This window comes from Streptomyces sp. NBC_01429, from assembly GCF_036231945.1.
Lineage (GTDB): Bacteria > Actinomycetota > Actinomycetes > Streptomycetales > Streptomycetaceae > Streptomyces.
In genome coordinates, this window is sequence record NZ_CP109599.1 from 6,066,157 (window position 1) to 6,089,136 (window position 22,980).

Annotated in this window: 18 protein-coding genes and 1 pseudogene; 12 read left to right on the forward strand and 7 right to left on the reverse strand. The window is 72.6% G+C overall.

The genetic code is table 11. The features are described 5' to 3' along the window. Positions 1–78: 78 nt before the first annotated feature. From OG627_RS26705 to lgt, 8 genes and pseudogenes are all read left to right on the forward strand, one after another. Positions 79–321: pseudogene (locus OG627_RS26705) on the forward strand (HGxxPAAW family protein); the annotation flags it as partial. A 216-nt stretch (positions 322–537) separates the two neighbouring features. After that, the gene (locus OG627_RS26710; RefSeq protein WP_329069267.1) at positions 538–1,014 is read left to right on the forward strand and encodes a DUF2752 domain-containing protein; all 477 of its coding nucleotides are present in this window, start codon (positions 538–540) and stop codon (positions 1,012–1,014) included. Positions 1,015–1,165: 151 nt separating this feature from the next. Further along, a complete protein-coding gene (gene trpC / locus OG627_RS26715) occupies positions 1,166–1,975 on the forward strand; it encodes an indole-3-glycerol phosphate synthase TrpC (protein WP_329069269.1) in 810 nt (269 codons plus the stop codon). 9 nt (positions 1,976–1,984) lie between these two features. Next, positions 1,985–2,158 carry a tryptophan biosynthesis modulator TrpM gene (gene trpM, locus OG627_RS26720; RefSeq protein ID WP_329069271.1) on the forward strand — a complete coding sequence of 58 codons (174 nt, stop codon included), beginning with the start codon at positions 1,985–1,987 and terminating at the stop codon, positions 2,156–2,158. 153 nt (positions 2,159–2,311) lie between these two features. Further along, complete coding sequence (gene trpB / locus OG627_RS26725; protein WP_329069273.1) at positions 2,312–3,550, forward strand: tryptophan synthase subunit beta; 1,239 nt, start codon at positions 2,312–2,314, stop codon at positions 3,548–3,550. Beyond that, positions 3,547–4,359 (forward strand): tryptophan synthase subunit alpha, encoded by an 813-nt coding sequence (gene trpA / locus OG627_RS26730; RefSeq protein ID WP_329069275.1) that lies wholly within the window; start codon positions 3,547–3,549, stop codon positions 4,357–4,359. Before trpB ends, trpA begins: the two co-directional genes overlap by 4 nt. 87 nt (positions 4,360–4,446) lie before the next feature. Beyond that, positions 4,447–5,364: a DsbA family protein gene (locus OG627_RS26735; protein ID WP_329069277.1), complete on the forward strand. Its 918-nt coding sequence runs from the start codon at positions 4,447–4,449 to the stop codon at positions 5,362–5,364. Positions 5,365–5,443: 79 nt separating this feature from the next. Beyond that, positions 5,444–6,451 (forward strand): prolipoprotein diacylglyceryl transferase, encoded by a 1,008-nt coding sequence (gene lgt / locus OG627_RS26740; RefSeq protein WP_329069279.1) that lies wholly within the window; start codon positions 5,444–5,446, stop codon positions 6,449–6,451. An 88-nt stretch (positions 6,452–6,539) separates the two neighbouring features. Here the strand turns inward: lgt and OG627_RS26745 are convergent, their stop codons facing one another. The 7 genes from OG627_RS26745 to OG627_RS26775 are packed head-to-tail and all read right to left on the reverse strand — an operon-like array spanning position 6,540 to position 14,462. Beyond that, complete coding sequence (locus OG627_RS26745) at positions 6,540–7,376, reverse strand: HpcH/HpaI aldolase/citrate lyase family protein (RefSeq protein ID WP_329069281.1); 837 nt, start codon at positions 7,374–7,376, stop codon at positions 6,540–6,542. Continuing rightward, positions 7,373–8,701: a CaiB/BaiF CoA transferase family protein gene (locus OG627_RS26750; RefSeq protein WP_329069283.1), complete on the reverse strand. Its 1,329-nt coding sequence runs from the start codon at positions 8,699–8,701 to the stop codon at positions 7,373–7,375. The genes OG627_RS26745 and OG627_RS26750 overlap by 4 nt, the downstream gene beginning before the upstream one ends. Then, the gene (rbsK, locus tag OG627_RS26755; RefSeq protein ID WP_329069285.1) at positions 8,702–9,583 is read right to left on the reverse strand and encodes a ribokinase; all 882 of its coding nucleotides are present in this window, start codon (positions 9,581–9,583) and stop codon (positions 8,702–8,704) included. Continuing rightward, positions 9,580–10,986 (reverse strand): ADP-ribosylglycohydrolase family protein, encoded by a 1,407-nt coding sequence (locus tag OG627_RS26760; protein ID WP_329069287.1) that lies wholly within the window; start codon positions 10,984–10,986, stop codon positions 9,580–9,582. Before OG627_RS26760 ends, rbsK begins: the two co-directional genes overlap by 4 nt. After that, on the reverse strand, positions 10,983–12,221 hold the full coding sequence (locus OG627_RS26765; RefSeq protein WP_329069290.1) for an ADP-ribosylglycohydrolase family protein: 1,239 nt from the start codon (positions 12,219–12,221) through the stop codon (positions 10,983–10,985). The genes OG627_RS26760 and OG627_RS26765 overlap by 4 nt, the downstream gene beginning before the upstream one ends. Then, positions 12,184–13,428 (reverse strand): ADP-ribosylglycohydrolase family protein, encoded by a 1,245-nt coding sequence (locus OG627_RS26770; RefSeq protein WP_329069292.1) that lies wholly within the window; start codon positions 13,426–13,428, stop codon positions 12,184–12,186. Before OG627_RS26770 ends, OG627_RS26765 begins: the two co-directional genes overlap by 38 nt. After that, a complete protein-coding gene (locus OG627_RS26775; RefSeq protein WP_329069294.1) occupies positions 13,425–14,462 on the reverse strand; it encodes an ADP-ribosylglycohydrolase family protein in 1,038 nt (345 codons plus the stop codon). Before OG627_RS26775 ends, OG627_RS26770 begins: the two co-directional genes overlap by 4 nt. A gap of 229 nt (positions 14,463–14,691) precedes the next feature. On the opposite strand from OG627_RS26775, the gene OG627_RS26780 reads away from it, so the two are divergent. From OG627_RS26780 to OG627_RS26795, 4 genes are all read left to right on the forward strand, one after another. Then, positions 14,692–15,420 (forward strand): VIT1/CCC1 transporter family protein, encoded by a 729-nt coding sequence (locus tag OG627_RS26780; protein ID WP_329069296.1) that lies wholly within the window; start codon positions 14,692–14,694, stop codon positions 15,418–15,420. A gap of 413 nt (positions 15,421–15,833) precedes the next feature. Further along, positions 15,834–20,393, forward strand: coding sequence for a glutamate synthase large subunit (gene gltB / locus OG627_RS26785; RefSeq protein WP_329069298.1), 4,560 nt, complete (start codon positions 15,834–15,836; stop codon positions 20,391–20,393). Next, positions 20,386–21,846, forward strand: a complete 1,461-nt coding sequence (locus OG627_RS26790) for a glutamate synthase subunit beta (RefSeq protein WP_329069300.1) — start codon at positions 20,386–20,388, stop codon at positions 21,844–21,846. Before gltB ends, OG627_RS26790 begins: the two co-directional genes overlap by 8 nt. A gap of 416 nt (positions 21,847–22,262) precedes the next feature. Continuing rightward, positions 22,263–22,787 carry a pyridoxamine 5'-phosphate oxidase family protein gene (locus OG627_RS26795; protein ID WP_329069302.1) on the forward strand — a complete coding sequence of 175 codons (525 nt, stop codon included), beginning with the start codon at positions 22,263–22,265 and terminating at the stop codon, positions 22,785–22,787. Positions 22,788–22,980: the final 193 nt, after the last annotated feature.

The window sequence follows — 22,980 nt, forward strand, 5'->3', positions numbered from 1 at the left end:
CCCATGCGGGACAATGTCGGTGAGCGTCCGAGTCACCCAGTCCGACTCACCCAGCGCGACAGCAACGAGGAGCAACTCATGGCGGGCAGCAGCCACGGACACACCCCGGCGGCCTGGACCGGTGTCTTCATCGCCTTCATCGGCTTCGGCATCTCGGGTGTCGGCATGGTGGCGGTGAACATGATCGCGTTCTGGGGCGGTCTCGCCGTGATACTGCTCGCGGGCGTCGTCGGCATGGCGATGCGGGCCGCCGGCCTGGGCAAGCCCAAGGAGTCGGAGGAGCTGGTCCGCGCCAGGGCCGCCGCCGCCAACAAGCAGGTGAACATGCGCTCCGAGGACATCAAGGCCGCCTACCTGGCCCGCGCCGAGTCCGCGCACACGGCGCACGAGCCCGCGAAGCCGGCCGCCCTGGAGGCGCAGGCACAGACCGCCTGAGCGGTCCCCGGCGACATTCCCTGGACGCAGTCCGGTCAGCGGCCACCCGACAGGCCCTGGGACCGGGCTGCGTCTTCGCGTTCCAGCGGCGACAATCACGGGGTGGACGACGCGATGACCGACCCAGGCCCTGTCCGGGTGCCCGATCCGGCGGCCCCGGCCACCGGCCGCGACCGGCTCCCGGGACCGCTGCGCCGGCTGCTGCCGCCGCTGGCCACCCTCGGCGCGATCGGCGCGGCCTTCACCTACGTCGGCCTGATCGACCCGAATGAATCCGGCCACTACCCGGTCTGCCCGCTCTACGCCCTCACCGGCCTCTACTGCCCCGGCTGCGGCGGCCTGCGCAGCGCCCACGCCGTCGCCCACGGCGATCCGGCCGCCGCCCTCGGCGCCAACGCGATGGCGGTCGTCGGCTACGCGGTCTTCGCCGTCGGATGGCTCGTGTGGGTGATGCGCGCCCGCAAGGGCCTTCCCGCGCCGATTCCCCGGCACCCCGCCGTCTGGTGGGGCATCGGGGCGGTACTCCTGGTCTTCACCGTGGTCAGAAACCTGCCCTTCGGCAGCTGGCTCGCACCGTGAAACCCCTGGCAGTGACATGCCCGGCCATCCGGATGCGAGTCATCCGTCCTGTTCCGGCTAGCATCGATATGGCTGATCCTGATCCACCTGGTCACCGGTTGGACCGGACGGCGCCCATGTCCGAAGTGCAATCGAAAGGGGGGCCGCTCGCGTGAGTGTGCTCGACGAGATCATCGACGGCGTACGCGCCGACCTCGCAGAGCGACAGGCGCGCGTGGGCCTTGACGAGCTGAAGGAGCGCGCCGCCAAGGCGCCCCAGGCCAAGGACGCCGCCGCCGCGCTGCGCGGCGAGGGCGTCCAGGTGATCTGTGAGGTCAAGCGCTCCAGCCCGTCCAAGGGCGCGCTCGCCGCGATCGCCGACCCGGCCGCGCTCGCCGCCGACTACGAGGCGGGCGGCGCCGCCGTCATCTCCGTACTGACGGAGGAGCGCCGCTTCGGCGGTTCGCTGGCCGACCTGGACGCGGTCCGGGCCAAGGTCGACATTCCCGTGCTGCGCAAGGACTTCATCGTCACGTCGTACCAGCTGTGGGAGGCACGGGCGCACGGCGCCGATGTCGTCCTGCTGATCGTCTCCGCGCTCGACCAGCAGGCCTTGGTGTCGTTGATCGAGCGGGCCGAGTCGATCGGGCTCACCCCGCTCGTCGAGGTGCACGACGAGGACGAGGCCGAGCGCGCGGTGGACGCCGGCGCGAAGATCATCGGGGTGAACGCCCGCGATCTGAAGACCCTCAAGGTCGACCGCTCCACCTTCGAGCGGGTCGCCCCCGAGATCCCGGACCACATCGTCAAGATCGCCGAGTCCGGGGTGCGCGGGCCGCACGACCTGATCGCGTACGCCAACGCAGGCGCCGACGCGGTGCTCGTCGGCGAGTCGCTCGTCACCGGGCGCGACCCGAGGACCGCCGTGGCCGACCTCGTCGCCGCGGGCGCCCACCCGGCGCTGCGGCACGGCAGGGACTGACCCGCACCCATGGGTATCGCCCTCTCCGTCCCCGTACTCCACCGGCCGCCGCACGGCGCCCTGGCGCGTGGCTGCCGCCCGCGCGGGTGCCGCGCACCGGCGCGGCGGGTGCGCGGGCGGCGGGTGCGGTACGTCATCGGGGACGAGCCCGGTCAGGTCAACGGGATGCGATGGCGCGGGTAGCCGCGTCCTGACCCGGTCCACCCCCGTCCGTACGGCCCGGTCCGTACGGACCGCTCTCCCGTGCGGCCCTGTCCGTACGGCGGATGGGCGCGGGGCGGCCCGCCCAGGACGCATACGGTGCTCTCCGTCCGTTGCTTCCCGAGGAGTTCCCGCGTGTCTTCCGAGTTCTTCATTCCCGACCCCGAGGGTCGGATCCCGAGCGCCGAGGGGTACTTCGGCGCCTACGGCGGCAAGTTCATCCCCGAGGCCCTCGTCGCCGCCGTCGACGAGGTGGCCGTCGAGTACGAGAAGGCGAAGAACGACCCCGCCTTCGCCGCCGAGCTGAACGGGCTGCTGGTCGACTACACCGGCCGGCCCAGCCCGCTCACCGAGGTGAAGCGCTTCGCCGAGCGGGCCGGGGGCGCCCGCGTGTTCCTCAAGCGCGAGGACCTCAACCACACCGGCTCGCACAAGATCAACAACGTGCTGGGCCAGGCGCTGCTCACCCGGCGGATGGGCAAGACCCGCGTCATCGCCGAGACCGGCGCCGGGCAGCACGGGGTCGCCACCGCCACCGCCTGCGCGCTGTTCGGCCTCGAATGCACCATCTACATGGGCGAGATCGACACCCAGCGCCAGGCCCTGAACGTGGCCAGGATGCGGATGCTCGGCGCGGAGGTCGTCCCCGTCACCTCCGGCAGCCGGACCCTGAAGGACGCCATCAACGAGGCGTTCCGCGACTGGGTCGCCAATGTGGACCGTACGCACTACCTGTTCGGCACGGTCGCGGGACCGCACCCCTTCCCGGCGATGGTCCGCGACTTCCACCGCGTCATCGGCGTGGAGGCCAGGCGGCAGATCCTGGAGCGCGCCGGCCGGCTCCCCGATGCCGCCGTGGCGTGCGTGGGCGGCGGATCCAACGCGATCGGCCTCTTCCACGCCTTCATCCCCGACGCGGACGTACGGCTGGTGGGCTGCGAGCCCGCCGGGCACGGCATCGGGAGCGGTGAGCACGCCGCCACGCTCAGCGCGGGCGAGCCCGGCATCCTGCACGGGTCGCGTTCCTACGTCCTCCAGGACGAGGAGGGCCAGATCACCGAGCCGTACTCGATCTCGGCCGGGCTCGACTACCCGGGCATCGGACCCGAGCACGCGTATCTCAAGGACAGCGGGCGCGGCGAGTACCGGGCGGTGACCGACGACGACGCGATGGAGGCGCTGCTGCTGCTCTCGCGCACCGAGGGCATCATCCCGGCGATCGAGAGCGCGCACGCGCTGGCCGGGGCGCTGGAGGTGGGGCGCGAGCTGGGTGAGGACGGCCTGATCGTGGTCAACCTCTCCGGGCGCGGCGACAAGGACATGGACACGGCCGCCCGCTACTTCGGGCTGTACGACGGGGAGGGCACCAAGTGAGCGGGAACATTCGGCTGCTGAGCGACACCCTCGCCGCGGCGAAGGCGGAGGACCGGGCCGCGCTGATCGCCTACCTGCCGGCCGGCTTCCCGACCGTGGACGGCGGCATCGCCGCGGTCAAGGCCGTCTTCGAGGGCGGCGCCGACATCGTCGAGGTCGGGCTGCCGCACAGCGACCCGGTGCTCGACGGACCGGTCATCCAGACCGCCGACGACATCGCGCTGCGCGGCGGGGTGAAGATCGCCGATGTGATGCGCACGGTCCGCGAGGCGTACGAGGCCACCGGCAGGCCGGTGCTGATCATGACGTACTGGAATCCGATCGACCGGTACGGCGTCGAGCGGTTCACCGCCGAGCTGGCCGAGGCGGGCGGCGCCGGGTGCATCCTGCCCGACCTGCCCGTCCAGGAGTCCGCCCAATGGCGTGAGCACGCCGAGAGGCACGGGCTGGCGACCGTCTTCGTGGTGGCGCCGAGCAGCAGGGACGAGCGGCTGGCGAAGATCACCGCCGCGGGCAGCGGCTTCGTCTACGCGGCGTCGCTGATGGGCGTCACGGGGACCCGTACCTCGGTGGGCCTGGAGGCGCGGACGCTGGTGGAGCGGACCCGTACGACGACGGAACTGCCGGTCTGCGTCGGGCTCGGCGTCTCCACGGCGGAGCACGCGGCCGAGGTCGCCGGATTCGCCGACGGCGTGATCGTCGGTTCGGCGTTCGTGAAGCGGATGCTGGACGCGCCCGACGAGGCCGCCGGGCTGGTCGCGGTGCGTGAGCTGGCGGGCGAGCTGGCCAAGGGCGTTCGCAAGCGCTGACGGGTGCGGGCACGCCCGCGTCATCCGTACGGGTGGACCTGGGGCCGGGGAGGTGCGTTCGCGCCTCCCCGGTTCGTTGCTGTGGGCGTGAGCGAGAAGAACCGTGAGGCAAAGCGGAGCGCGAGAGAGCGGCTCCAGCAGGAACGTGCTGAGTTCAAGGCACGCGAGAAGCGCAAGCGCGGCCTGATCGTGGCCGCGTCGGCGGTCGGCGTGCTGGCCCTGGCCGGCGCGGTCGGGCTGCTCGCCGTGAACATGGGCAAGCACAAGGACGGCGGCGGCGCGGCCGGGCCGGTGAGCGCGCCCTCGGGGGTGAACGGCAAGGACGATCTGGCGATCCCCGTGGGCGCCACGGACGCGCCGTCCACGCTCACGGTGTGGGAGGACTTCCGCTGCCCGGCCTGCGCCCAGTTCGAGAACGCGTTCCGGCCGGTGATCCACGAGCTGGAGAAGGCGGGAGCGCTCAAGGTCGAGTACCACCTCGCGACGCTCATCGACGGCAACATGGGCGGCACGGGATCGGTGCGCGCCGCCAACGCCGCCGCCTGCGCCCAGGACGTCGGCAAGTTCGCGCCGTACCACGACGCGCTGTACGAGAACCAGCCGGCGGAGACGGACGACGCGTTCGCCAAGAACAGCCACCTGCTGGAGCTGGCGGGCAAGGTGGACGGCCTGGAGTCGGCGCCCGGGTTCCGTCAGTGCGTGGAGGACGGAGCGCACGACAAGTGGGTGGAGAAGTCCTCCGAGGCGTTCCGCAACGGCGGATTCTCCGGGACGCCGACCGTCCTGCTCAACGGTGAGGCGGTGTTCCCGAAGAAGGGCGAGGAGAACATCACACCCGACAATCTGCGCAAATGGGTCTCCGAGGCGAACAAGGGCAAGAAGGCGGGCACCGAAACCCCGTCGGCGCCCGGCTCGGCCCCCGCCTCCGAGCCCGCCTCCGAGCCCGCCTCGGCCCCGGTCTCCGAGCCCCCGGGAACGACGCCGCAGGGTACGCCCGCGGCCTGATTTCTCCGGGCCCGTTACGCGAAAATCTGCCGGGCGGGTTGCCCTGGGACCCGCCCGGCACTGTAGCGTCGGTTCCGCTATGGACCTTGCCTACATTCCGAGCCCGTCGACCGGAGTGCTCCACCTCGGACCACTTCCGCTGCGCGGCTACGCGTTCTCCATTCTCGTCGGGCTGTTCGTGGCCCTCTGGATCGTCAACCGCCGCTGGGTCGCCCGGGGCGGCAAACCGGGCACGACCACCGACATCGCCGTATGGGCCGTGCCGTTCGGTCTGGTGGGCGGCCGGCTCTACCACGTCATCACCGACTACGAGCTGTACTTCGGCGAGGGCCGTGACTGGGTCAACGCCTTCAAGATCTGGGAGGGCGGACTCGGCATCTGGGGCGCGGTCGCGCTGGGCGCCGTGGGCGCCTGGATCGGCTGCCGCCGCCGGGGCATCGCGCTGCCGCCGTACGCGGACGCGCTGGCGCCGGCCCTCGCCGTGGCCCAGGCGTTCGGCCGCTGGGGGAACTGGTTCAACCAGGAGCTGTACGGCAAGCGCACCGACCTGCCCTGGGCGCTGGAGATCAGCGCGGGCCCGAACCGGGAAGCGGGTCTCTACCACCCGACGTTCCTGTACGAGTCCCTGTGGTGCCTCGGTGTCGCGGCGCTGGTCGTCTGGGCCGACCGCCGCTTCAGGCTCGGGCACGGGCGCGCGTTCGCCCTCTACGTGGCCGCGTACTGCGTCGGACGGTCCTGGATCGAGTACCTGCGGGTCGACGACGCCCACCACATCCTGGGCCTGCGGCTCAACGTGTGGACCGCGGCCATCATCTTCACGCTCGCCGTGGTGTACCTGGTGCTCTCCGCGATCAAGCGGCCGGGGCGCGAGGAGATCGTCGAACCGGAGTGGCAGAACGGCGAGGGCAAGGCGGCCGACGACACCGACGGCGCGGATTCCGCGGCCGCGACCGATGACTCCGCCGACGAGGGCTCGAAGGACTCCAAGAAGCCCGGCGCGGCGGAATCGGCCGACGAGGGAGATGAGGGCAAGGAAGCGGACCTCGCGAAGGAACCGCTCTCCGGTACGGCCAAGGAAGGTTCCTGAGCCTCACCGGCCTCTTCGCACTCCGCGCGCGACGCGGTATTTTTCCGGCCTCAGGGGGCGCGGCGCTCGGCGCCGCGCCCCCTGACCGTCACGGACGGTGGGCCAGCGTCAGCGTCCGCCGGGCCGCCGCCACGATCGCCGCGTCCACGAACCGGCCGTCGACCAGGGCCTGCGCCCCCGCGTCCCGGGCCGCCGCCTCGATGATCTCCTGGGCCGAGGCCACCTCCTGAAGCGTCGGCCGGTACGCCTCCTCGATCACCGGGAGCTGCGCCGGATGGATCGCCGCGCGCCCCAGCATCCCCAGCGCCCGGCCGTGCCGGCAGGACGCCGCCAGCCCCGCCAGATCCCGTACGTCGGGGAAGACCGACTGGGCCGGCGGCGCCAGCCCCGCCGCCCGCGCCGCGACCACGGCCCGGCCGCGCGACCAGTCGAGGCCCGCGTCCTCCCGTACCCCCAGATCCGCGCGCAGGTCCGCCTCGCCCAGGGCGATGCCCCGCACCGAGGGGTGCGCGGAGGCGATCGCGTAGGCGTGCTCCACGGCCAGGGCCGATTCGAGCAGCGCGTACAGATCCGTGCCGGGCGCGCGCTCCGCGACGGCGTGCACGGCCGAGGCATGGCCGATCTTCGGCAGCCGGAGCGCGCACAGTCCGGGCAGCCCGGTCACGTACGGCAGATCCGCCCGGTCGGCGATCCGCACATGGACCGGCTTCCCGTGCGGGGAGGACAGGAAGTCGGCGGTGGCGTCCCGCGCGTACGCCCTGCGGTCGGGGGCGACCGCGTCCTCCAGGTCCACGATCACCACATCCGCGCCGCCCGCCACCGCCTTCGCCATCATCCCGGGCCGGTCCCCGGGGACGTAAAGCCAGGTCAGCGGGGTGGGCGGGACGGACGGTGCAGGCAGTACGGGCGGGACGGCGGCGGTCACAGCGCGCCCCCCGCGCGCAGCGCGGCGATCTCCGGTCCGGTCAGCCCCAGCTCGGTCAGCACGGCATCGGTGTCCGCGCCGTGCGGGCGGCCCGCCCAGCGGATCGCGCCGGGAGTCTCGGAGAGCCGGAAGAGGACGTTCTGCATCCGCAGCGGCCCCAGCTCCGGATCGGGCACCTCGGTGACGGTGCCGAGCGCCCGGTACTGCGGGTCCGCCATCACGTCGCGGATGTCCTGGACGGGCGCGATCGCCGCCTCGGCCTTCTCGAACGCGGCCAGCACGTCGGCCGCTTCGTGCCGGGCGATCCAGCCGCCGACCGCCTCGTCCAGCGTGTCCGCGTGCTCGGCGCGCCCGCCGCCGGTGGCGAACCACGGCTCGTCGGCCAGCTCCGGGCGGCCCACCAGCCGCATCACCCGCTCGGCCACGGACTGCGCCGAGGTGGACACCGCGAGCCAGGCGCCGTCGGCGCTGCGGTAGGTGTTGCGCGGGGCGTTGTTGCGGGAACGGTTGCCGGTGCGGGGCTGGACGTAACCGAGCTGGTCGTACCAGAGCGGCTGCGGCCCCAGGACGGTGAGGATCGGCTCGATGATCGCCAGGTCCACCACCTGGCCGCGCCCCGTCGCCTGCCGTCCGGCGAGCGCCGTGAGCACCGCGTACGCCGTGGCCAGCGCGGCGATCGAGTCGGCGAGGCCGAAGGGCGGCAGCGTGGGCGGCCCGTCGGGTTCGCCGGTGACGGCCGCGAAACCGCTCATCGCCTCGGCGAGCGTGCCGAAGCACGGGCGGCCGGAGTACGGTCCGAACTGGCCGAAGCCCGTGACGCGCGCCAGCACCAGCCGGGGGTTGACGGCGGACAGCTCCTCCCAGCCCAGCCCCCAGCGCTCCAGGGTGCCGGGGCGGAAGTTCTCGACGATCACATCGGCGTCGGCGGCCAGCCGCAGCAGCACGTCCCGGCCGCCCGGGGTGGACAGGTCGAGGGTGATGGCGCGCTTGTTGCGGCCGAGCAGCTTCCACCACAGGCCGATGCCGTCCTTGGAGGGGCCGTGGCCGCGGGAGGGATCGGGGCGGACCGGGTGCTCGATCTTGATGACCTCGGCGCCGAAGTCACCGAGCAGGGTGGCGGCCAGCGGCCCCGCGAAGAGCGTCGCCACGTCGAGGACGCGCAGACCGGAGAGCGGCGGGGCGGGCCGAGCCCCGGTGGAGGCGCGGGCGCCGGTATCGGGACCGGTGCCGGGGTCCGAGCGGTGGCCGGTATCGGGGCCTGTGCCGGGGGCCGTGCCCGGGTCCGTATGGGGGGCGCTGCTGGGATCGGTGCCGGGAGCGGTCATTCACGCCTCGATCTCTGTGCGGTACGGCATGGAGGTGGACGCCCCGGGGCGCTGGACGCAGAGCGCCGCCGCCGCCGAGGCCCAGCCCATGGCGTCGGTCATCGGACGGCCCTCCCCGAGAGCGACGGCCAGCGCGCCCACGAAGGTGTCCCCGGCGGCGGTGGTGTCCACGGCCCTGACCCGGGGCGCGGGCACGGTGACGGGCTCCGCGCCCCGGGCCGCGTACAGACTGCCCGCGGCGCCGAGGGTGACGACGACCTCCGGCACCTGCCGCAGCAGCGCCTCGGCCGACATCCGGACGTCGGCGATCCCGGTGAGCGCGGCCGCCTCGTGCTCGTTGGGCACCAGCAGATCGACGGCGCCGAGCAGTTCGGGCGGCAGGGGCACGGCGGGGGAGGGGGTGAGGACCGTCCGTACGGAGTGCCGGCGCGCGGCCAGCGCTCCGGCCAGCACGGCGTTCAGGGGGAGTTCGAGCTGAAGGAGCAGGGCGGAGGCGGCGGCGATGACGCTCTCCTCGCCCGGTGCCAGATGCGTGACGGTCCCGTTCGCGCCGGGGATGACCACGATCGCGTTGGCGCCCTCGTCGTCCACGACGATGTGGGCGGTGCCCGAGGGGCCCTCCGCCGTGCGCAGCAGGTCCGTGTCGACACCGGAGGCTTCGAGGGTGTGCCGCAGCAGCGCCCCGTACTCGTCGTCGCCGACCGCGCCGATCAGCGCCACCTCGCCGCCCGCGCGGGCGGCGGCGATCGCCTGGTTGGCGCCCTTGCCGCCGGGGACCGTACGGAACTCGCGGCCGGTGACGGTCTCGCCGAGCCGGGGGGCGTGCGCGGTGTACGTGACGAGATCCATATGGGTGCTGCCCAGCACCACGATGCCGGTCATGTGCGGGGTGCCTCCTGGTGAGTGGGTGCGCGGGTGGTGAGGGTGCGGGTCAGCTCCGCGAGGGCGTCGAAGCCGATGCCGTCGAAGCCGATGCCGTCGAACCCCGTGACGGACGTGGCGAGCCGGTTCTTGAGCGGCGCCGTCCAGCGCTCCGGCAGCCGGGCCGGATGCCCGGCCAGCAGTCCGGCCACGGACCCGGCCGTCGCGCCGTTCGAGTCGGTGTCCCAGCCCCCGGACACCGCGCGGCAGATGGAGCCGCTGAACTCGCCGTCCGCGTGGGTGAGCGCGGCGGCGAGGAGCGCGGCGTTGGGGACGGCGTGCACCCAGTGGTAGTGACCGTAGGCGGCGTGCAGCCGGTCGGTCACCGTCGCGAAGTCCCGCTCCGCGCGGGCCGTCCCGATCCCGACATGTACGGCCTCCGCCAGCCGGGAGCGCGGCGGTACGACACGGAGCCCCGCCCGCAGACAGGCGTGGACGTCCTCGGCCCCGGCCGCCGCCGCGATGACCGCCGCCACGAACATCGCGCCGTACACCCCGTTGCCGGTGTGGCTGAGCGTCGCGTCCCGGTGCGCCTGCTCGGCGGCGGCGCCGGGGTCGCCGGGGTGGGTCCAGCCGTGCACGTCGGCGCGGATGGCGGCGCCGATCCACTCGCGGAACGGGTTGCGGTGGCGGGCGGTGTCCGGCGGTTCGATCCCGCTGAGCAGATTGCGGTAGGCGATCCGCTCGGCGGTGAACGTCCGCCCGGCCGGCAGTGTGTCCAGCCAGACCGAGGCGACCTGGGCGGTGGTGAAGTCCCGGCCGTGGCGCCGCAGGAGGAGCAGATTGAGCAGCGGGTAGTTGAGGTCGTCGTCCTCCGGCATGCCGTCGATGTTCTCGGCGAGCGAGTTCGGCGCCGAGCGGCGGTTCCACGGGTGGGCGGCGGCCAGTTCGGCGGGCAGGCCCCGGGCGGTGAACCAGGTGTGCGGCGGCCAGTTGCCGGTGGCGCGGGCGATCGCGCGGATCCCGTCGAGGGGCAGCTTCTCGACGGGCCGGCCGAGCAGGCAGCCCACCGCGCGGCCGAGCCAGGCGGCCTCCAACTGGCTCACGGAGAAAAGCTGTTGGTTCCGGGCGGAGGTCGGCCACGACGGGCAGGCGGAGCGGATCGCGGACAGCTCCGTCGGCTCGTGATCGGCCTGCGGGGACGGGAGTTGGTCCAGCTCGTCCAGTAAGTCGAGCGCGAGTGAACGCAGTTGGGGTGAGGCCGGATCGGGTGACGCGCCCGAGCGGACCGGCGCCGGCCGGCCGCCCGCGCGCTGCCAGCGCCGTACGAACTGCGCCGCGTCACGGCCGTCCTCCGCCGCCTGGCGCAGCTCGTGGCCGAGCAGATCCTCGGGCTGTACCCAGGTCAGCCGCCGAACGGTCATCGTGGATCGCCGAACTGAGGGGCCGTCAGCTCGGTGAAGAGCGCTTCGTGCGTCCGGCGCCGCTGGGTGTCGCGCCGGAACACCTCGTACGCCACCTCGGTCAACACCCTTGCCGGGGCGCGCAGATCGACCCTGCTCGCCTCGGCCACCCGCGTCGACCACTCCGCCGGGACCGCGCCCTCGCCGCCCAGGGCCCCGGCGAGCGCGCCGCCCATCGTGGCGATCGAGTCGCAGTCCCGGCCGTAGTTGACGCAACCGAGCACCGTACGGCGGTAGTCGCCCCCGGCGATCAGCAACATGCCCAGTGCGATGGGAAGTTCCTCGATGGAGTGCAGCCGGGAGGGGCGCCGGGCGCCCAGCGACGGATCGCGGTAGTGCGGCCCGACCGTGTCGTACGGCGCGACCGCCGCGCGCAGCCCGCGCAGCGCCGACTCCGTGCAGCGGTGCCGGGCCGCGACCTCGCACACCGCCTCGACGGCGGCGCGCGTACCGTCCTTCGCGAGGGCGAGAGCACACTCCACGACGGAGGCCGGGGTGGCGCCCGGCCGGCAGGCGGCGGCGACCGCCGCCGCGAACACCCCGGCCGCCTCCCGCCCGTACGACGACTGGTGGGCGCCCGCCACATCGATCGCCTCGGCGTACGCGGCGGCCGGATCCGCCGCGTTGACCAGTCCGACCGGCGCCATGTACATCGCGGCCCCGCAGTTGACGATATTTCCGCTGCCCGCCTCACGCGGATCGACGTGCCCGTAGTGCACCCGGGTGACCAGCCACTTCTCGGCGAGGAAGATCCGGTGCAGCGGCAGCGCCTCCGCCTCCAGCTCGGGGATCCAGCGCGGCGTGGAGATGAGGTCCGGTACGAGGTGGTCGGCGACCGCGTACGCGTCGAGGTGGTCGCGGACCTTCTCGTACACCCGGATCAGCGCGTGGGTCATCAGGGTGTCGTCGGTGATGTGGCCGTCGCCCTTGTGGTATGGGGCGAGGGGGCGGGCGGTGCGCCACTCCTCGTTCCACGGGCCGACGATGCCGGTGACCCGCCCGCCGTGGCGCTCCACGATCTGGTCGGGGGAGTACCCCTCGACCGGGCCGCCGAGCGCGTCACCGACGGCCGCGCCGATCAGGGCGCCGGTGACGCGGTCGGCGAGGGAGAGCGGCGGGGCGGTGTCCGGCCGGGGGTCCGGGGGAGTGCGCAGAGCGTCAGGAGGAGTGGCTGCCGGAGCCTGAAGGGGCGTCATGTCGGAATTGTCCACCCGGGACGGCCGGTTCCGTGGCTGCCAGCAGCCCGGCGAGTTCCACCAGGTCCGTCCCCGCGAGCCGGGGCAGCGCGCACCCCGGCAGGGTGCGGCAGGTCTCGCGCCAGGCGGCGGGCACGGTGCCGCCGCCACCGAGCGCGCCGGTCAGCGCGCCGGCCAGGGCGGGCGCCGAGTCCGCGACCCGGGACAGACACGCGGCGGCGGGCACCGCCCCGCTCACCCGGCCCCGGGCCGCCAGGGTCAGCGCGAGGGCGACCGGTACGGTCTCGGCGGCCGCGATGCCGTAGCTGTAGACGTGGTCCACGATCTGGTGCTCCAGCAGCGGGACCAGGGCGAACGCGCCGGCCGGCTCCCGGGCGAAGTCATGCGCGGTCTTGACCGCGTGCCGGGCGTTGCGGCCGATCTCCGTGGTCCCGGGGAGCTGGGCGAGCGCCGCCTCGACGGCCGCCTCGGCGTCCGCCCCGCCGAGCGCGCTCGCGACGGCGGCGGCCATGGCGCGGGCGCCGTGCACGCCGTCGCCGTCCTGCGTGTACCGGGCGTCGAACTCCGCGAGGTCGGCGGCGGCGGCCGGATCGCCCGGGTGGGCGACGGCGAGCACGGCGGCCCGTACGCAGGCGGCGTCGTCGAAGTAGTGCGGGTTGTCGTGGCCGGTGGCGGGCGGGCGCAGCCCGGTGGCCAGATTGCCGAGCCCCGCGCGCACCGAGATCCTGGCCCGCAGCGGTGGTACGGCGGACTCCACCTCGGGCGCCCGGTCGGCCGCCGCGCCGACCTCGGCGGCGAGCGCGCTCCAGCCGAGGTCGACGGCGGCCCGTACCGCCCGGCCGGGGCTGAGCCGCCGGAACCGCTCCCCGCGCGCGGCCAGCAGCGATCCGGCGGTGAAGGCGGCCCACTCGGCGTCGTCGGACGGGCCGAGCCTGAGCGGCTCCGGCGGCTGGTTGAGCGCGATGGGGACGGGCAGGGTGGTGGTCGCGTTCTGCTCGGCGAAGGTGTCCAGCTCCCGGGTGAGCCGTCGGGTCCACTCGGGCATCCGCGCCGCCCGGTGCCGCGCGGCGGGCCACCCGGCGGCGTCCCCGGCGGCGAGCCCGAGCAGCAGCCCCTCGATCCGGCCGAGCGGGGAGGGGCCGGTGGCCCCGGAGCGGGGAGGCGCACCGTACCCGTACCCCTGTCCGCTGTCGGGTTCCGTGGTCATGACACCGCCTCCTCGTCGTCCGGGGTGAGCAGATCCGCTACGTCCAGGACGTGGTGGCCGCGCATCGAGGGCAGGCAGCTCCCCCGTACGGGCCCGATGGCCGAGGCCCACTCGGCCGGGATCGCCCCTGCCCCGGACATCGCGCCGGCCAGCGCGCCCGCCACCGCCGCGGTGGTGTCGGCGTCGCGGCCCATGTTGACGGCGGTCAGGACCGAGGTGCGGAAGTCGCCGTGCGCCGCGGCGAAGGCGCCGAAGGCCAGGCCGACCGCCTCGGGCGCGAGATCCGTCCACGGGTAGCCGCCGATGACCACGGCCGAGCGGACCGCGCGCTCCATCGTCAGCCGGTCGGGGTGGGCGCGCCGCGCGGCGACCACTCCGCGGCGCAGGGTGCGCGAGGTCCAGGAGTCCATGGGGATCACGGAGAGCGCCGCCGCGATGACCGGGGCGGGTCCGGCTCCGGTCATCGCGACGGCGACCCCGGCCGCGACCGCCCGGCCGCCGTAGATCCCCTCGCCCTCGTGGCTGACCCGCCCGTCCACGGTGACCAGCCGGGCCGCCTCCTCGGGGCGGCCCGCCGCGTAGACCCCGAACGGCGCCGCCCGCATCGCGAGCCCGTCGCTCCAGGCGTGCCGGTGCTGGGCGGTGATGGGCGCGGCGAGTCCGCGCCGCAGATTCTCCAGCGTGCCGCGCTCGCTGAACCCGGCCCCCCGGAACGGGCCCTCGTCGAGGTCGGCGATCCACCGGTGCCACGCCGCCTCGACATGGGCGACGGTCAGCGCGGAGCCGTGCCGGGCGAGCAGCAGCCCGGAGAAGACGGCGTACTCGGTGTCGTCCGTACCCGCCGGGCTGTCGGACACGAACCCCTCGATCCGGCCCCAGCGCCGGCGGATCTCGGAGGGCCGCATGTTCTCCGCCGGTGCCCCGAGCGCGTCCCCGACGGCCAGCCCCAGCAGGGCGCCGCGCGCCCGGTCCCGCCGTACCGCGTGCCGCTCCCGCGTCCCGGTCCCCGCCTCGGCGTATGCGGTCGGCTCCATGGTGTGCCCCTTCGCGCGCCCGGTGTTACGGCATCTGTCCCACGCCGGGCTCCCGCTGAGTCCGCGAAACCCCGCAGTCACCCGGGTGGCACCCGGTAAGTACGGCCTTCCTTGCTGGCGAGAGCGATTTTTCGTGCGTATTTTCGAACCGTCGGAAGGGTTGGGGAGCGGCGGGCGACGGGCCCGCCGAACGAGCCGGACCCGCCGTCCGAGAGGGAGAACGCGAACCATGTCGCTCATCGAGACCGAGGCGGCGCTCCACGAGGCGCACCGTGACAATCACACGCACCGCGATGTGACCGGTGGCTGGCTGCGGCCCGCGGTGTTCGGCGCGATGGACGGGCTGGTCTCCAATCTCGCGCTGATGACCGGTGTGGCGGGCGGCGCCGTCGCGCAGCAGACCATCGTGATCACCGGGCTCGCGGGTCTCGCGGCCGGCGCCTTCTCCATGGCGGCCGGCGAGTACACCTCGGTGGCCTCCCAGCGCGAGCTGGTGGAGGCCGAACTCGACGTCGAACGGCGGGAGTTGCGCAAGCATCCGGTGGACGAGATGGAGGAGCTGGCCTCGCTCTACGTCTCGCGCGGCGTGGATCCGGCGCTGGCCCGCCAGGTGGCCGCGCAGCTGTCGAAGGACCCCGAGCAGGCGCTGGAGATCCATGCCCGCGAGGAGCTGGGCATCGACCCGGACGATCTGCCCTCGCCGCTGGTCGCCGCCGTGTCGTCGTTCGGCTCCTTCGCCCTGGGCGCGCTGCTGCCCGTCCTGCCGTATCTGCTCGGCGCGACCACCCTGTGGCCCGCGGTGCTGCTCGCGCTGGCCGGGCTGTTCGCCTGCGGTGCGCTGGTCGCCCGGGTGACCGCGCGCAGCTGGTGGTTCAGCGGGCTGCGGCAGCTGCTCCTCGGTGGCGCCGCCGCCGCGCTCACCTACGGACTCGGCGCGCTGTTCGGAGCGGCGCTCTGACCCCGTACCCGGTACCCGGCGCTCACCGCCACTGACCTGCGGTGGCGTGAACACGACGGTCCATATCGCCCGTCCTGTGACGAACATCCCCGAGCGTTCCGGCCGACGGAATGCGACACTGTGCCAGGCGGGCCGTATGTGACCGTTACCCGGCGGTTTCGAGTCGTTAATGGCCGGGCATGAGCTGTAGGCGCCGTGGGCAATGAAGCCCGCTCCGCCACAGCCGAACGGACGACGATCTGTCCGTCTGCGCCCCTCATCCACCGTTACGAGCGGTGTCCACATGCTGGAATGGGCTATCCACTTCCCGAGAAGCTTTCCATCATGTAACCTGCACGAAATTTCCTGGAGGGCCAGCGTCGTCCCTCGGTAATCGCATATGCCAATGCCGAACTACGACGACGGGAGAGCCGATGCGTTCCGACGCCTGGTCGCCCATGGACGGTCGCCCCGCCCCGCAAGGGATGTACGACCCCCGTAACGAGCACGACGCCTGTGGCGTCGGTTTCGTGGCCACCCTCACCGGTGTTGCCAGCCATGAGCTGGTGGAGCAGGCGCTGACCGTACTGCGCAATCTCGAACACCGCGGCGCCACCGGTTCCGAGCCCGACTCGGGCGACGGCGCCGGAATCCTGCTCCAGGTGCCGGACGCCTTCCTGCGCGAGACCGCCGGATTCGAGCTGCCCGAGGCCGGCTCGTACGCCGTCGGCATCGGCTTCCTCCCCGCCGACGACGCCACGGACGCCGTCTCACGCATCGAGACGATCGCCGCCGAAGAGGGCCTCGACGTCCTCGGCTGGCGCGAGGTCCCCGTCGCCCCCGGACTGCTCGGCGCCTCCGCCCGCGCCACCATGCCGGCCTTCCGCCAGCTGTTCGTCGCGGACGGCACGAGCACCGGCATCGCGCTGGACCGCAAGGCGTTCCTGCTGCGCAAGCGCGCCGAACGCGAGGCCGGGGTCTACTTCCCGTCGCTCTCCGCGCGCACGATCGTCTACAAGGGAATGCTGACCACCGGCCAGCTGGAGCCGTTCTTCCCCGACCTCTCCGACCGCCGGTTCGCGACCGCCGTCGCGCTGGTCCACTCGCGGTTCTCCACCAACACCTTCCCGAGCTGGCCGCTCGCCCACCCGTACCGCTTCGTCGCGCACAACGGCGAGATCAACACGGTCAAGGGCAACCGCAACTGGATGCGCGCCCGCGAGTCCCAGCTGGCCTCGGGTCTCTTCGGGGCCGAGAAGCTGGAGCGGATCTTCCCGGTCTGCACCCCCGACGCCTCCGACTCCGCCTCCTTCGACGAGGTCCTGGAGCTGATCCACCTCGGCGGCCGGTCGCTGCCGCACTCCGTGCTGATGATGGTCCCCGAGGCGTGGGAGAACCACGACTCGATGGACGCCGACCGGCGCGCGTTCTACCAGTTCCACGCCACGATGATGGAACCCTGGGACGGCCCCGCCTGCGTCACCTTCACCGACGGCACCCAGGTCGGCGCGGTCCTCGACCGCAACGGACTGCGCCCCGGCCGCTACTGGGTCACCGACGACGGCCTCGTCGTCCTCTCCTCCGAGGTCGGCGTCCTCGACATCGACCCCGCCAAGGTCGTCCGCAAGGGCCGCCTCCAGCCCGGCCGGATGTTCCTCGTGGACACCGCCGAGCACCGCATCATCGAGGACGACGAGATCAAGGCGTCCCTCGCCGCCGAGCAGCCCTACAAGGAGTGGCTGGAGACCGGCGAGATCGAGCTGTCCGACCTCCCCGAGCGCGAGCACATCGTGCACACCCACGCCTCCGTCACCCGCCGCCAGCAGACCTTCGGCTACACCGAGGAAGAGCTGCGCGTCCTGCTCGCCCCGATGGCCCGCGCCGGCATGGAGCCCATCGGCTCCATGGGCACCGACTCGCCGATCGCCGCGCTCTCCGCCCGGCCCCGGCTGCTCTTCGACTACTTCACCCAGCTGTTCGCACAGGTCACCAACCCGCCGCTGGACGCCATCCGCGAGGAGCTGGTCACCTCCCTGCGCTCCTCCCTCGGCCCCCAGGGCAACCTGCTGGAGCCGACCGCCGCGTCCTGTCGCAGCGTCACCCTCCCCTTCCCGGTGATCGACAACGACGAGCTGGCCAAGCTCGTCCACATAAACGCGGACGGCGACATGCCGGGCATGAAGTCCGCCACCCTCTCCGGTCTCTACCGGGTCAGCGGCGGCGGCGAAGCCCTCGCCGCCCGCATCGACGAGATCTGCGCCGAGACCGACGAGGCGATCGCGAACGGCGCCCGGAACATCGTGCTCTCCGACCGGCACTCCGACGCCGAGCACGCCCCGATCCCCTCCCTGCTGCTCACCGCCGCCGTCCACCACCACCTCATCCGCACCAAGCAGCGCACCCAGGTCGGACTGCTGGTCGAGGCCGGCGACGTCCGCGAGGTCCACCACGTCGCGCTGCTCATCGGCTACGGCGCCGCCGCCGTCAACCCGTACCTCGCCATGGAGTCCGTCGAGGACCTCGTCCGCGCCGGTACGTTCATCGAGGGCCTCGCGCCCGAGCAGGCGATCCGCAACCTGATCTACGCCCTCGGCAAGGGCGTCCTCAAGGTCATGTCCAAGATGGGCATCTCCACCGTCGCCTCCTACCGCGGCGCCCAGGTCTTCGAGGCCGTCGGCCTGGACCAGGGCTTCGTCGACGCCTACTTCAACGGCACCCCCACCAAGATCGGCGGCGCCGGACTCGACATCGTCGCCCAGGAGGTCGCCGCCCGGCACGCCAAGGGCTACCCCGCCTCCGGGATCTCCGCCAGCCACCGCAAGCTGGAGATCGGCGGCGAGTACCAGTGGCGCCGCGAGGGCGAGCCGCACCTGTTCGACCCGGAGACGGTCTTCCGCCTCCAGCACGCCACGCGCTCGCGCCGCTACGACATCTTCAAGCAGTACACGGGCCGCGTGAACGAGCAGTCCGAGCGGCTGATGACCCTGCGCGGCCTGTTCGGCTTCGCCCGGGGCCTCACCCCCGTACCGCTGGACGAGGTCGAGCCCGCCTCCGAGATCGTCCGGCGCTTCTCCACCGGCGCCATGTCGTACGGCTCGATCTCGCAGGAAGCCCACGAGACCATGGCCATCGCCATGAACCAGCTCGGCGGCAAGTCCAACACCGGCGAAGGAGGCGAGGACGCCGAACGGCTCTACGACCCCGCGCGCCGCTCCTCCATCAAGCAGGTCGCCTCCGGCCGCTTCGGTGTCACCAGCGAATACCTGGTCAACGCCGACGACATCCAGATCAAGATGGCCCAGGGCGCCAAGCCCGGCGAGGGCGGCCAGCTGCCCGGCCACAAGGTCTACCCGTGGGTCGCCAAGACCCGGCACTCCACCCCCGGCGTCGGCCTCATCTCCCCGCCGCCGCACCACGACATCTACTCCATCGAAGACCTCGCCCAGCTCATCCACGACCTCAAGAACGCCAACCCGCAGGCCCGCATCCACGTGAAGCTGGTCTCCGAGGTCGGCGTCGGCACGGTCGCCACGGGCGTCTCCAAGGCCCACGCCGACGTCGTGCTGATCTCCGGACACGACGGCGGCACCGGCGCCTCGCCGCTCACCTCGCTCAAGCACGCGGGCGGCCCCTGGGAGCTGGGACTCGCCGAGACCCAGCAGACGCTGCTGCTCAACGGCCTGCGCGACCGCATCGTCGTGCAGACCGACGGCCAGCTCAAGACCGGCCGCGACGTCGTCATCGCCGCGCTCCTCGGCGCCGAGGAGTTCGGTTTCGCGACCGCGCCGCTCGTCGTCTCCGGCTGCGTCATGATGCGCGTCTGCCACCTGGACACCTGTCCGGTCGGCATCGCCACCCAGAACCCGGTGCTGCGCGAGCGCTTCTCCGGCAAGGCCGAGTACGTCGTCAACTTCTTCAACTTCATCGCCGAAGAGGTCCGCGAGATCCTCGCCGAGCTGGGCTTCCGCTCCATCGAGGAGGCCGTCGGCCACGCCGAACTCCTCGACACCGAGCGCGCCGTGAACCACTGGAAGGCCCAGGGCCTCGACCTCGCCCCGCTCTTCTACGTACCGGAACTGCCCGAGGGCGCCGTACGCCACCGGACGACCGGCCAGGACCACGGACTGGAGAAGGCCCTCGACAACGAGCTGATCAAGCTCGCCGCCGACGCCCTGGGCGCCGACAGCGCCGAGTCCGCCCAGCCCGTACGTGCCCAGATCGCCATCCGCAACGTCAACCGGACCGTCGGCACCATGCTCGGCCACCGCGTCACCAAGAAGTTCGGCGGCGCCGGCCTGCCCGACAACACCATCGACGTCACCTTCACCGGCTCCGCCGGCCAGTCCTTCGGCGCCTTCCTGCCGAAGGGCGTCACCCTGCGGCTGGAGGGCGACGCCAACGACTACGTCGGCAAGGGCCTCTCCGGCGGCCGGATCGTCGTACGCCCCGACCGGGGCGCCGACCACCTCGCCGAGTACTCCACCATCGCCGGCAACACCATCGGCTACGGAGCCACCGCCGGCGAGCTGTACCTGCGGGGCCGCACCGGCGAGCGCTTCTGCGTCCGCAACTCCGGCGCCACGGTCGTCTCCGAAGGCGTCGGCGACCACGGCTGCGAGTACATGACCGGCGGTCACGCCGTCGTCCTCGGCGAGACCGGCCGCAACTTCGCCGCCGGCATGTCCGGCGGAGTCGCGTACGTCATCGACCTCGACCCGGACAACGTCAACGCCGGAAACCTCGCGGCCGTCGAGCCCCTCGACGACACCGACAAGCAGTGGCTCCACGAGGTCGTGCGCCGCCACCAGGAGGAGACCGGCTCCACCGTCGCCGGCAAGCTCCTCGCCGAGTGGGAGAACGCCGCCGACCGCTTCAGCAAGATCATTCCGTCCACGTACAAGGCAGTGCTCGCCGCCAAGGACGCCGCCGAGCTCGCAGGTCTCTCGGAGACCGAGACCACCGAGAAGATGATGGAGGCGGCGACCAATGGCTGACCCGAAGGGCTTCCTCACCACCCAGCGCGAAGTCGCCAGGACCCGCCCCGTCGAGGAGCGCGTCAAGGACTGGAACGAGGTCTACGTTCCCGGTTCGCTGCTCCCGATCATCAGCAAGCAGGCCGGACGCTGTATGGACTGCGGCATCCCGTTCTGTCACAACGGCTGTCCGCTCGGAAACCTGATCCCCGAGTGGAACGACTACGCCTACCGCGAGGACTGGACGGCGGCGAGCGAGCGCCTGCACGCCACCAACAACTTCCCCGAGTTCACCGGACGGCTGTGCCCCGCGCCCTGCGAGTCCGCCTGCGTCCTCGCGATCAACCAGCCCGCCGTCACCATCAAGAACGTCGAAGTCGCCATCATCGACAAGGCGTGGGACAGCGGCGACGTCACCCCGCAGCCGCCCGAGCGGCTCTCCGGCAAGACCGTCGCCGTCATCGGCTCCGGCCCGGCCGGACTCGCCGCGGCCCAGCAGCTGACCCGGGCCGGTCACACGGTCGCGGTGTACGAGCGCGCCGACCGCATCGGCGGACTGCTGCGCTACGGCATCCCCGAGTTCAAGATGGAGAAGTCGCACATCAACCGGCGCATCGAGCAGATGCGCGCGGAGGGCACCAAGTTCCGCACCGAGACCGAGATCGGCCGCGACATCACCGCGACGAAGCTGCGCAGGCGCTACGACGCCGTGGTCATCGCCGCCGGCGCCACCGTCTCGCGCGACCTGCCGGTCCCTGGCCGGGAGCTGAACGGCGTCCACTTCGCCATGGAGTACCTGCCGCTCGCCAACAAGGTGCAGGAGGGCGACCTGACCGTCGCCCCGATCACCGCCGAGGGCAAGCACGTCGTGGTCATCGGCGGCGGCGACACCGGCGCCGACTGCGTCGGTACGGCCCACCGCCAGGGCGCCGCCTCCGTCACGCAGCTGGAGATCATGCCCAGGCCCGGCGAGGAGCGCGCCACGCACCAGCCGTGGCCGACCTTCCCGATGCTCTACAAGGTCACCTCGGCGCACGAGGAGGGCGGCGAGCGGATCTACTCCGTCTCCACCACCCACTTCGAGGGCGACGAGGACGGCAACGTCCAGTCCCTGCACCTGATCGAGGTGGAGTTCAAGGACGGCAAGCTGGAGCAGAAGGCGGGCACCGAGCGGGTCATCCCGGCCCAGCTCGTCACCCTCGCGATGGGCTTCACCGGCACCGACCGGGCCAACGGTCTGGTCGAGCAGTTCGGCCTGGAGCTGGACGAGCGCGGCAACATCGCGCGCGACGCCGACTTCGCGACCAACGTCCCGGGCGTGTACGTCGCCGGTGACGCGGGCCGCGGCCAGTCCCTCATCGTCTGGGCCATCGCCGAGGGCCGCTCGGCGGCCTCCGGCGTGGACCGCTTCCTGACGGGCGCCAGCGACCTGCCGGCCCCGATCAGGCCGACGGACCGGGCACTGATGGCCTGATCCGCCGCCTCACAGACTCCCGTACAACGGCGTACGGGCGGTATCGGTCCGGGGAGCGTCTCCCGGACCCTCCGCAAGACGCGGCGCCTGCCCCCAGTCCCCGACCGGACGACGGCAGGCGCCGTGGCATTGCGGCCCCCTCGGCTCCTCGGCATCCGTGCCGAGGGGCCGCTCGGCGTTCACGGGGCCGGCGCGCGTCCTCGGGCGCGGTCCTCACGGGGTGCGGGAACAGTCAACTGCCTTGGGAGTACTAGGGTTTCGGGCACGAGCATCGGCCACGGCGTCCCTGGGGCCACTGATCAGGGCTGCGGTGGGCCGGGACATCGGGCCGTGTCCGGTCGCCGTCCGGCAGTTCCCCGAATCCCTTCGTACAAATGGCGACAGAAGGTGTCGTCTATGAGGTGTTGAGTAGACCCATGACATTTACCTGGGCCGATGTGGTCTCGGCGGAGCCGCGCTTCGCCGAGAACGTTCAGCGGCGATTCGAGATGTATCCGCACCATGTTCTGGCGACCCTCCGCAGAGACGGTTCCCCTCGGGTCACCGGGCTCGAAGTCACCTTTCTTTTCGGCGAGTTGTGGCTCGGGATGATGCCCAATTCGCTCAAGGCCCGTGACCTCATGCGCGATCCCCGGTTCGCCGTCCAGGCGAATCCGGGGGCCGGTGACGCGATGGCCGACGGAGACGTCAGGGTCGGCGGCCGGGCGGTGGAGGTGACGGAGCGCCGCATACGGACGCGGTTCGTCGACGCGATACGGCCGCCGCTGCCGTTCCAGCTGTTCCGGGTGGAGGTCGGCGAGATCGTGCAGACCGAGATCGAGGGGGATGACCTGGTGCTCAGGTCCTGGCGCCCGGGCCGGCCGCTGCACACCGTACGGCGCGGGACCGACGACGCCGCGCCGCGCGAGGACCTGCGGGTGGGCGGTCCGGCGGCCCGCTGAGCGGGCCGCCGGGCGGGGTGGCGGTGGGGCTCACGATCATGTGGTGTGCCTCACTCGATCTCACCGCGAGGGCGTGCTAGGCTGACTTCGTTGCAGTTTTGGTACCCATGAACTTTATGTGCGCCTGACGGGAATGTTCCTCAGGCGCATTATTGTTTTTGCCGGCTTCTCCGGATGGGGCTCAATGCGGCGA

Excerpts from the sequence above, each read along its gene's own strand:
- trpM (WP_329069271.1), top strand. The coding sequence starts at position 1,985 with ATGGGTATCGCCCTCTCCGTCCCCGTACTCCACCGGCCGCCGCACGGC.
- lgt (WP_329069279.1), top strand. The coding sequence starts at position 5,444 with ATGGACCTTGCCTACATTCCGAGCCCGTCGACCGGAGTGCTCCACCTC.
- OG627_RS26750 (WP_329069283.1), bottom strand. The coding sequence starts at position 8,701 with ATGACCGCTCCCGGCACCGATCCCAGCAGCGCCCCCCATACGGACCCG.
- rbsK (WP_329069285.1), bottom strand. The coding sequence starts at position 9,583 with ATGACCGGCATCGTGGTGCTGGGCAGCACCCATATGGATCTCGTCACG.
- OG627_RS26760 (WP_329069287.1), bottom strand. The coding sequence starts at position 10,986 with ATGACCGTTCGGCGGCTGACCTGGGTACAGCCCGAGGATCTGCTCGGC.
- OG627_RS26765 (WP_329069290.1), bottom strand. The coding sequence starts at position 12,221 with ATGACGCCCCTTCAGGCTCCGGCAGCCACTCCTCCTGACGCTCTGCGC.
- OG627_RS26770 (WP_329069292.1), bottom strand. The coding sequence starts at position 13,428 with ATGACCACGGAACCCGACAGCGGACAGGGGTACGGGTACGGTGCGCCT.
- OG627_RS26775 (WP_329069294.1), bottom strand. The coding sequence starts at position 14,462 with ATGGAGCCGACCGCATACGCCGAGGCGGGGACCGGGACGCGGGAGCGG.
- OG627_RS26780 (WP_329069296.1), top strand. The coding sequence starts at position 14,692 with ATGTCGCTCATCGAGACCGAGGCGGCGCTCCACGAGGCGCACCGTGAC.
- gltB (WP_329069298.1), top strand. The coding sequence starts at position 15,834 with ATGCGTTCCGACGCCTGGTCGCCCATGGACGGTCGCCCCGCCCCGCAA.
- OG627_RS26790 (WP_329069300.1), top strand. The coding sequence starts at position 20,386 with ATGGCTGACCCGAAGGGCTTCCTCACCACCCAGCGCGAAGTCGCCAGG.
- OG627_RS26795 (WP_329069302.1), top strand. The coding sequence starts at position 22,263 with ATGACATTTACCTGGGCCGATGTGGTCTCGGCGGAGCCGCGCTTCGCC.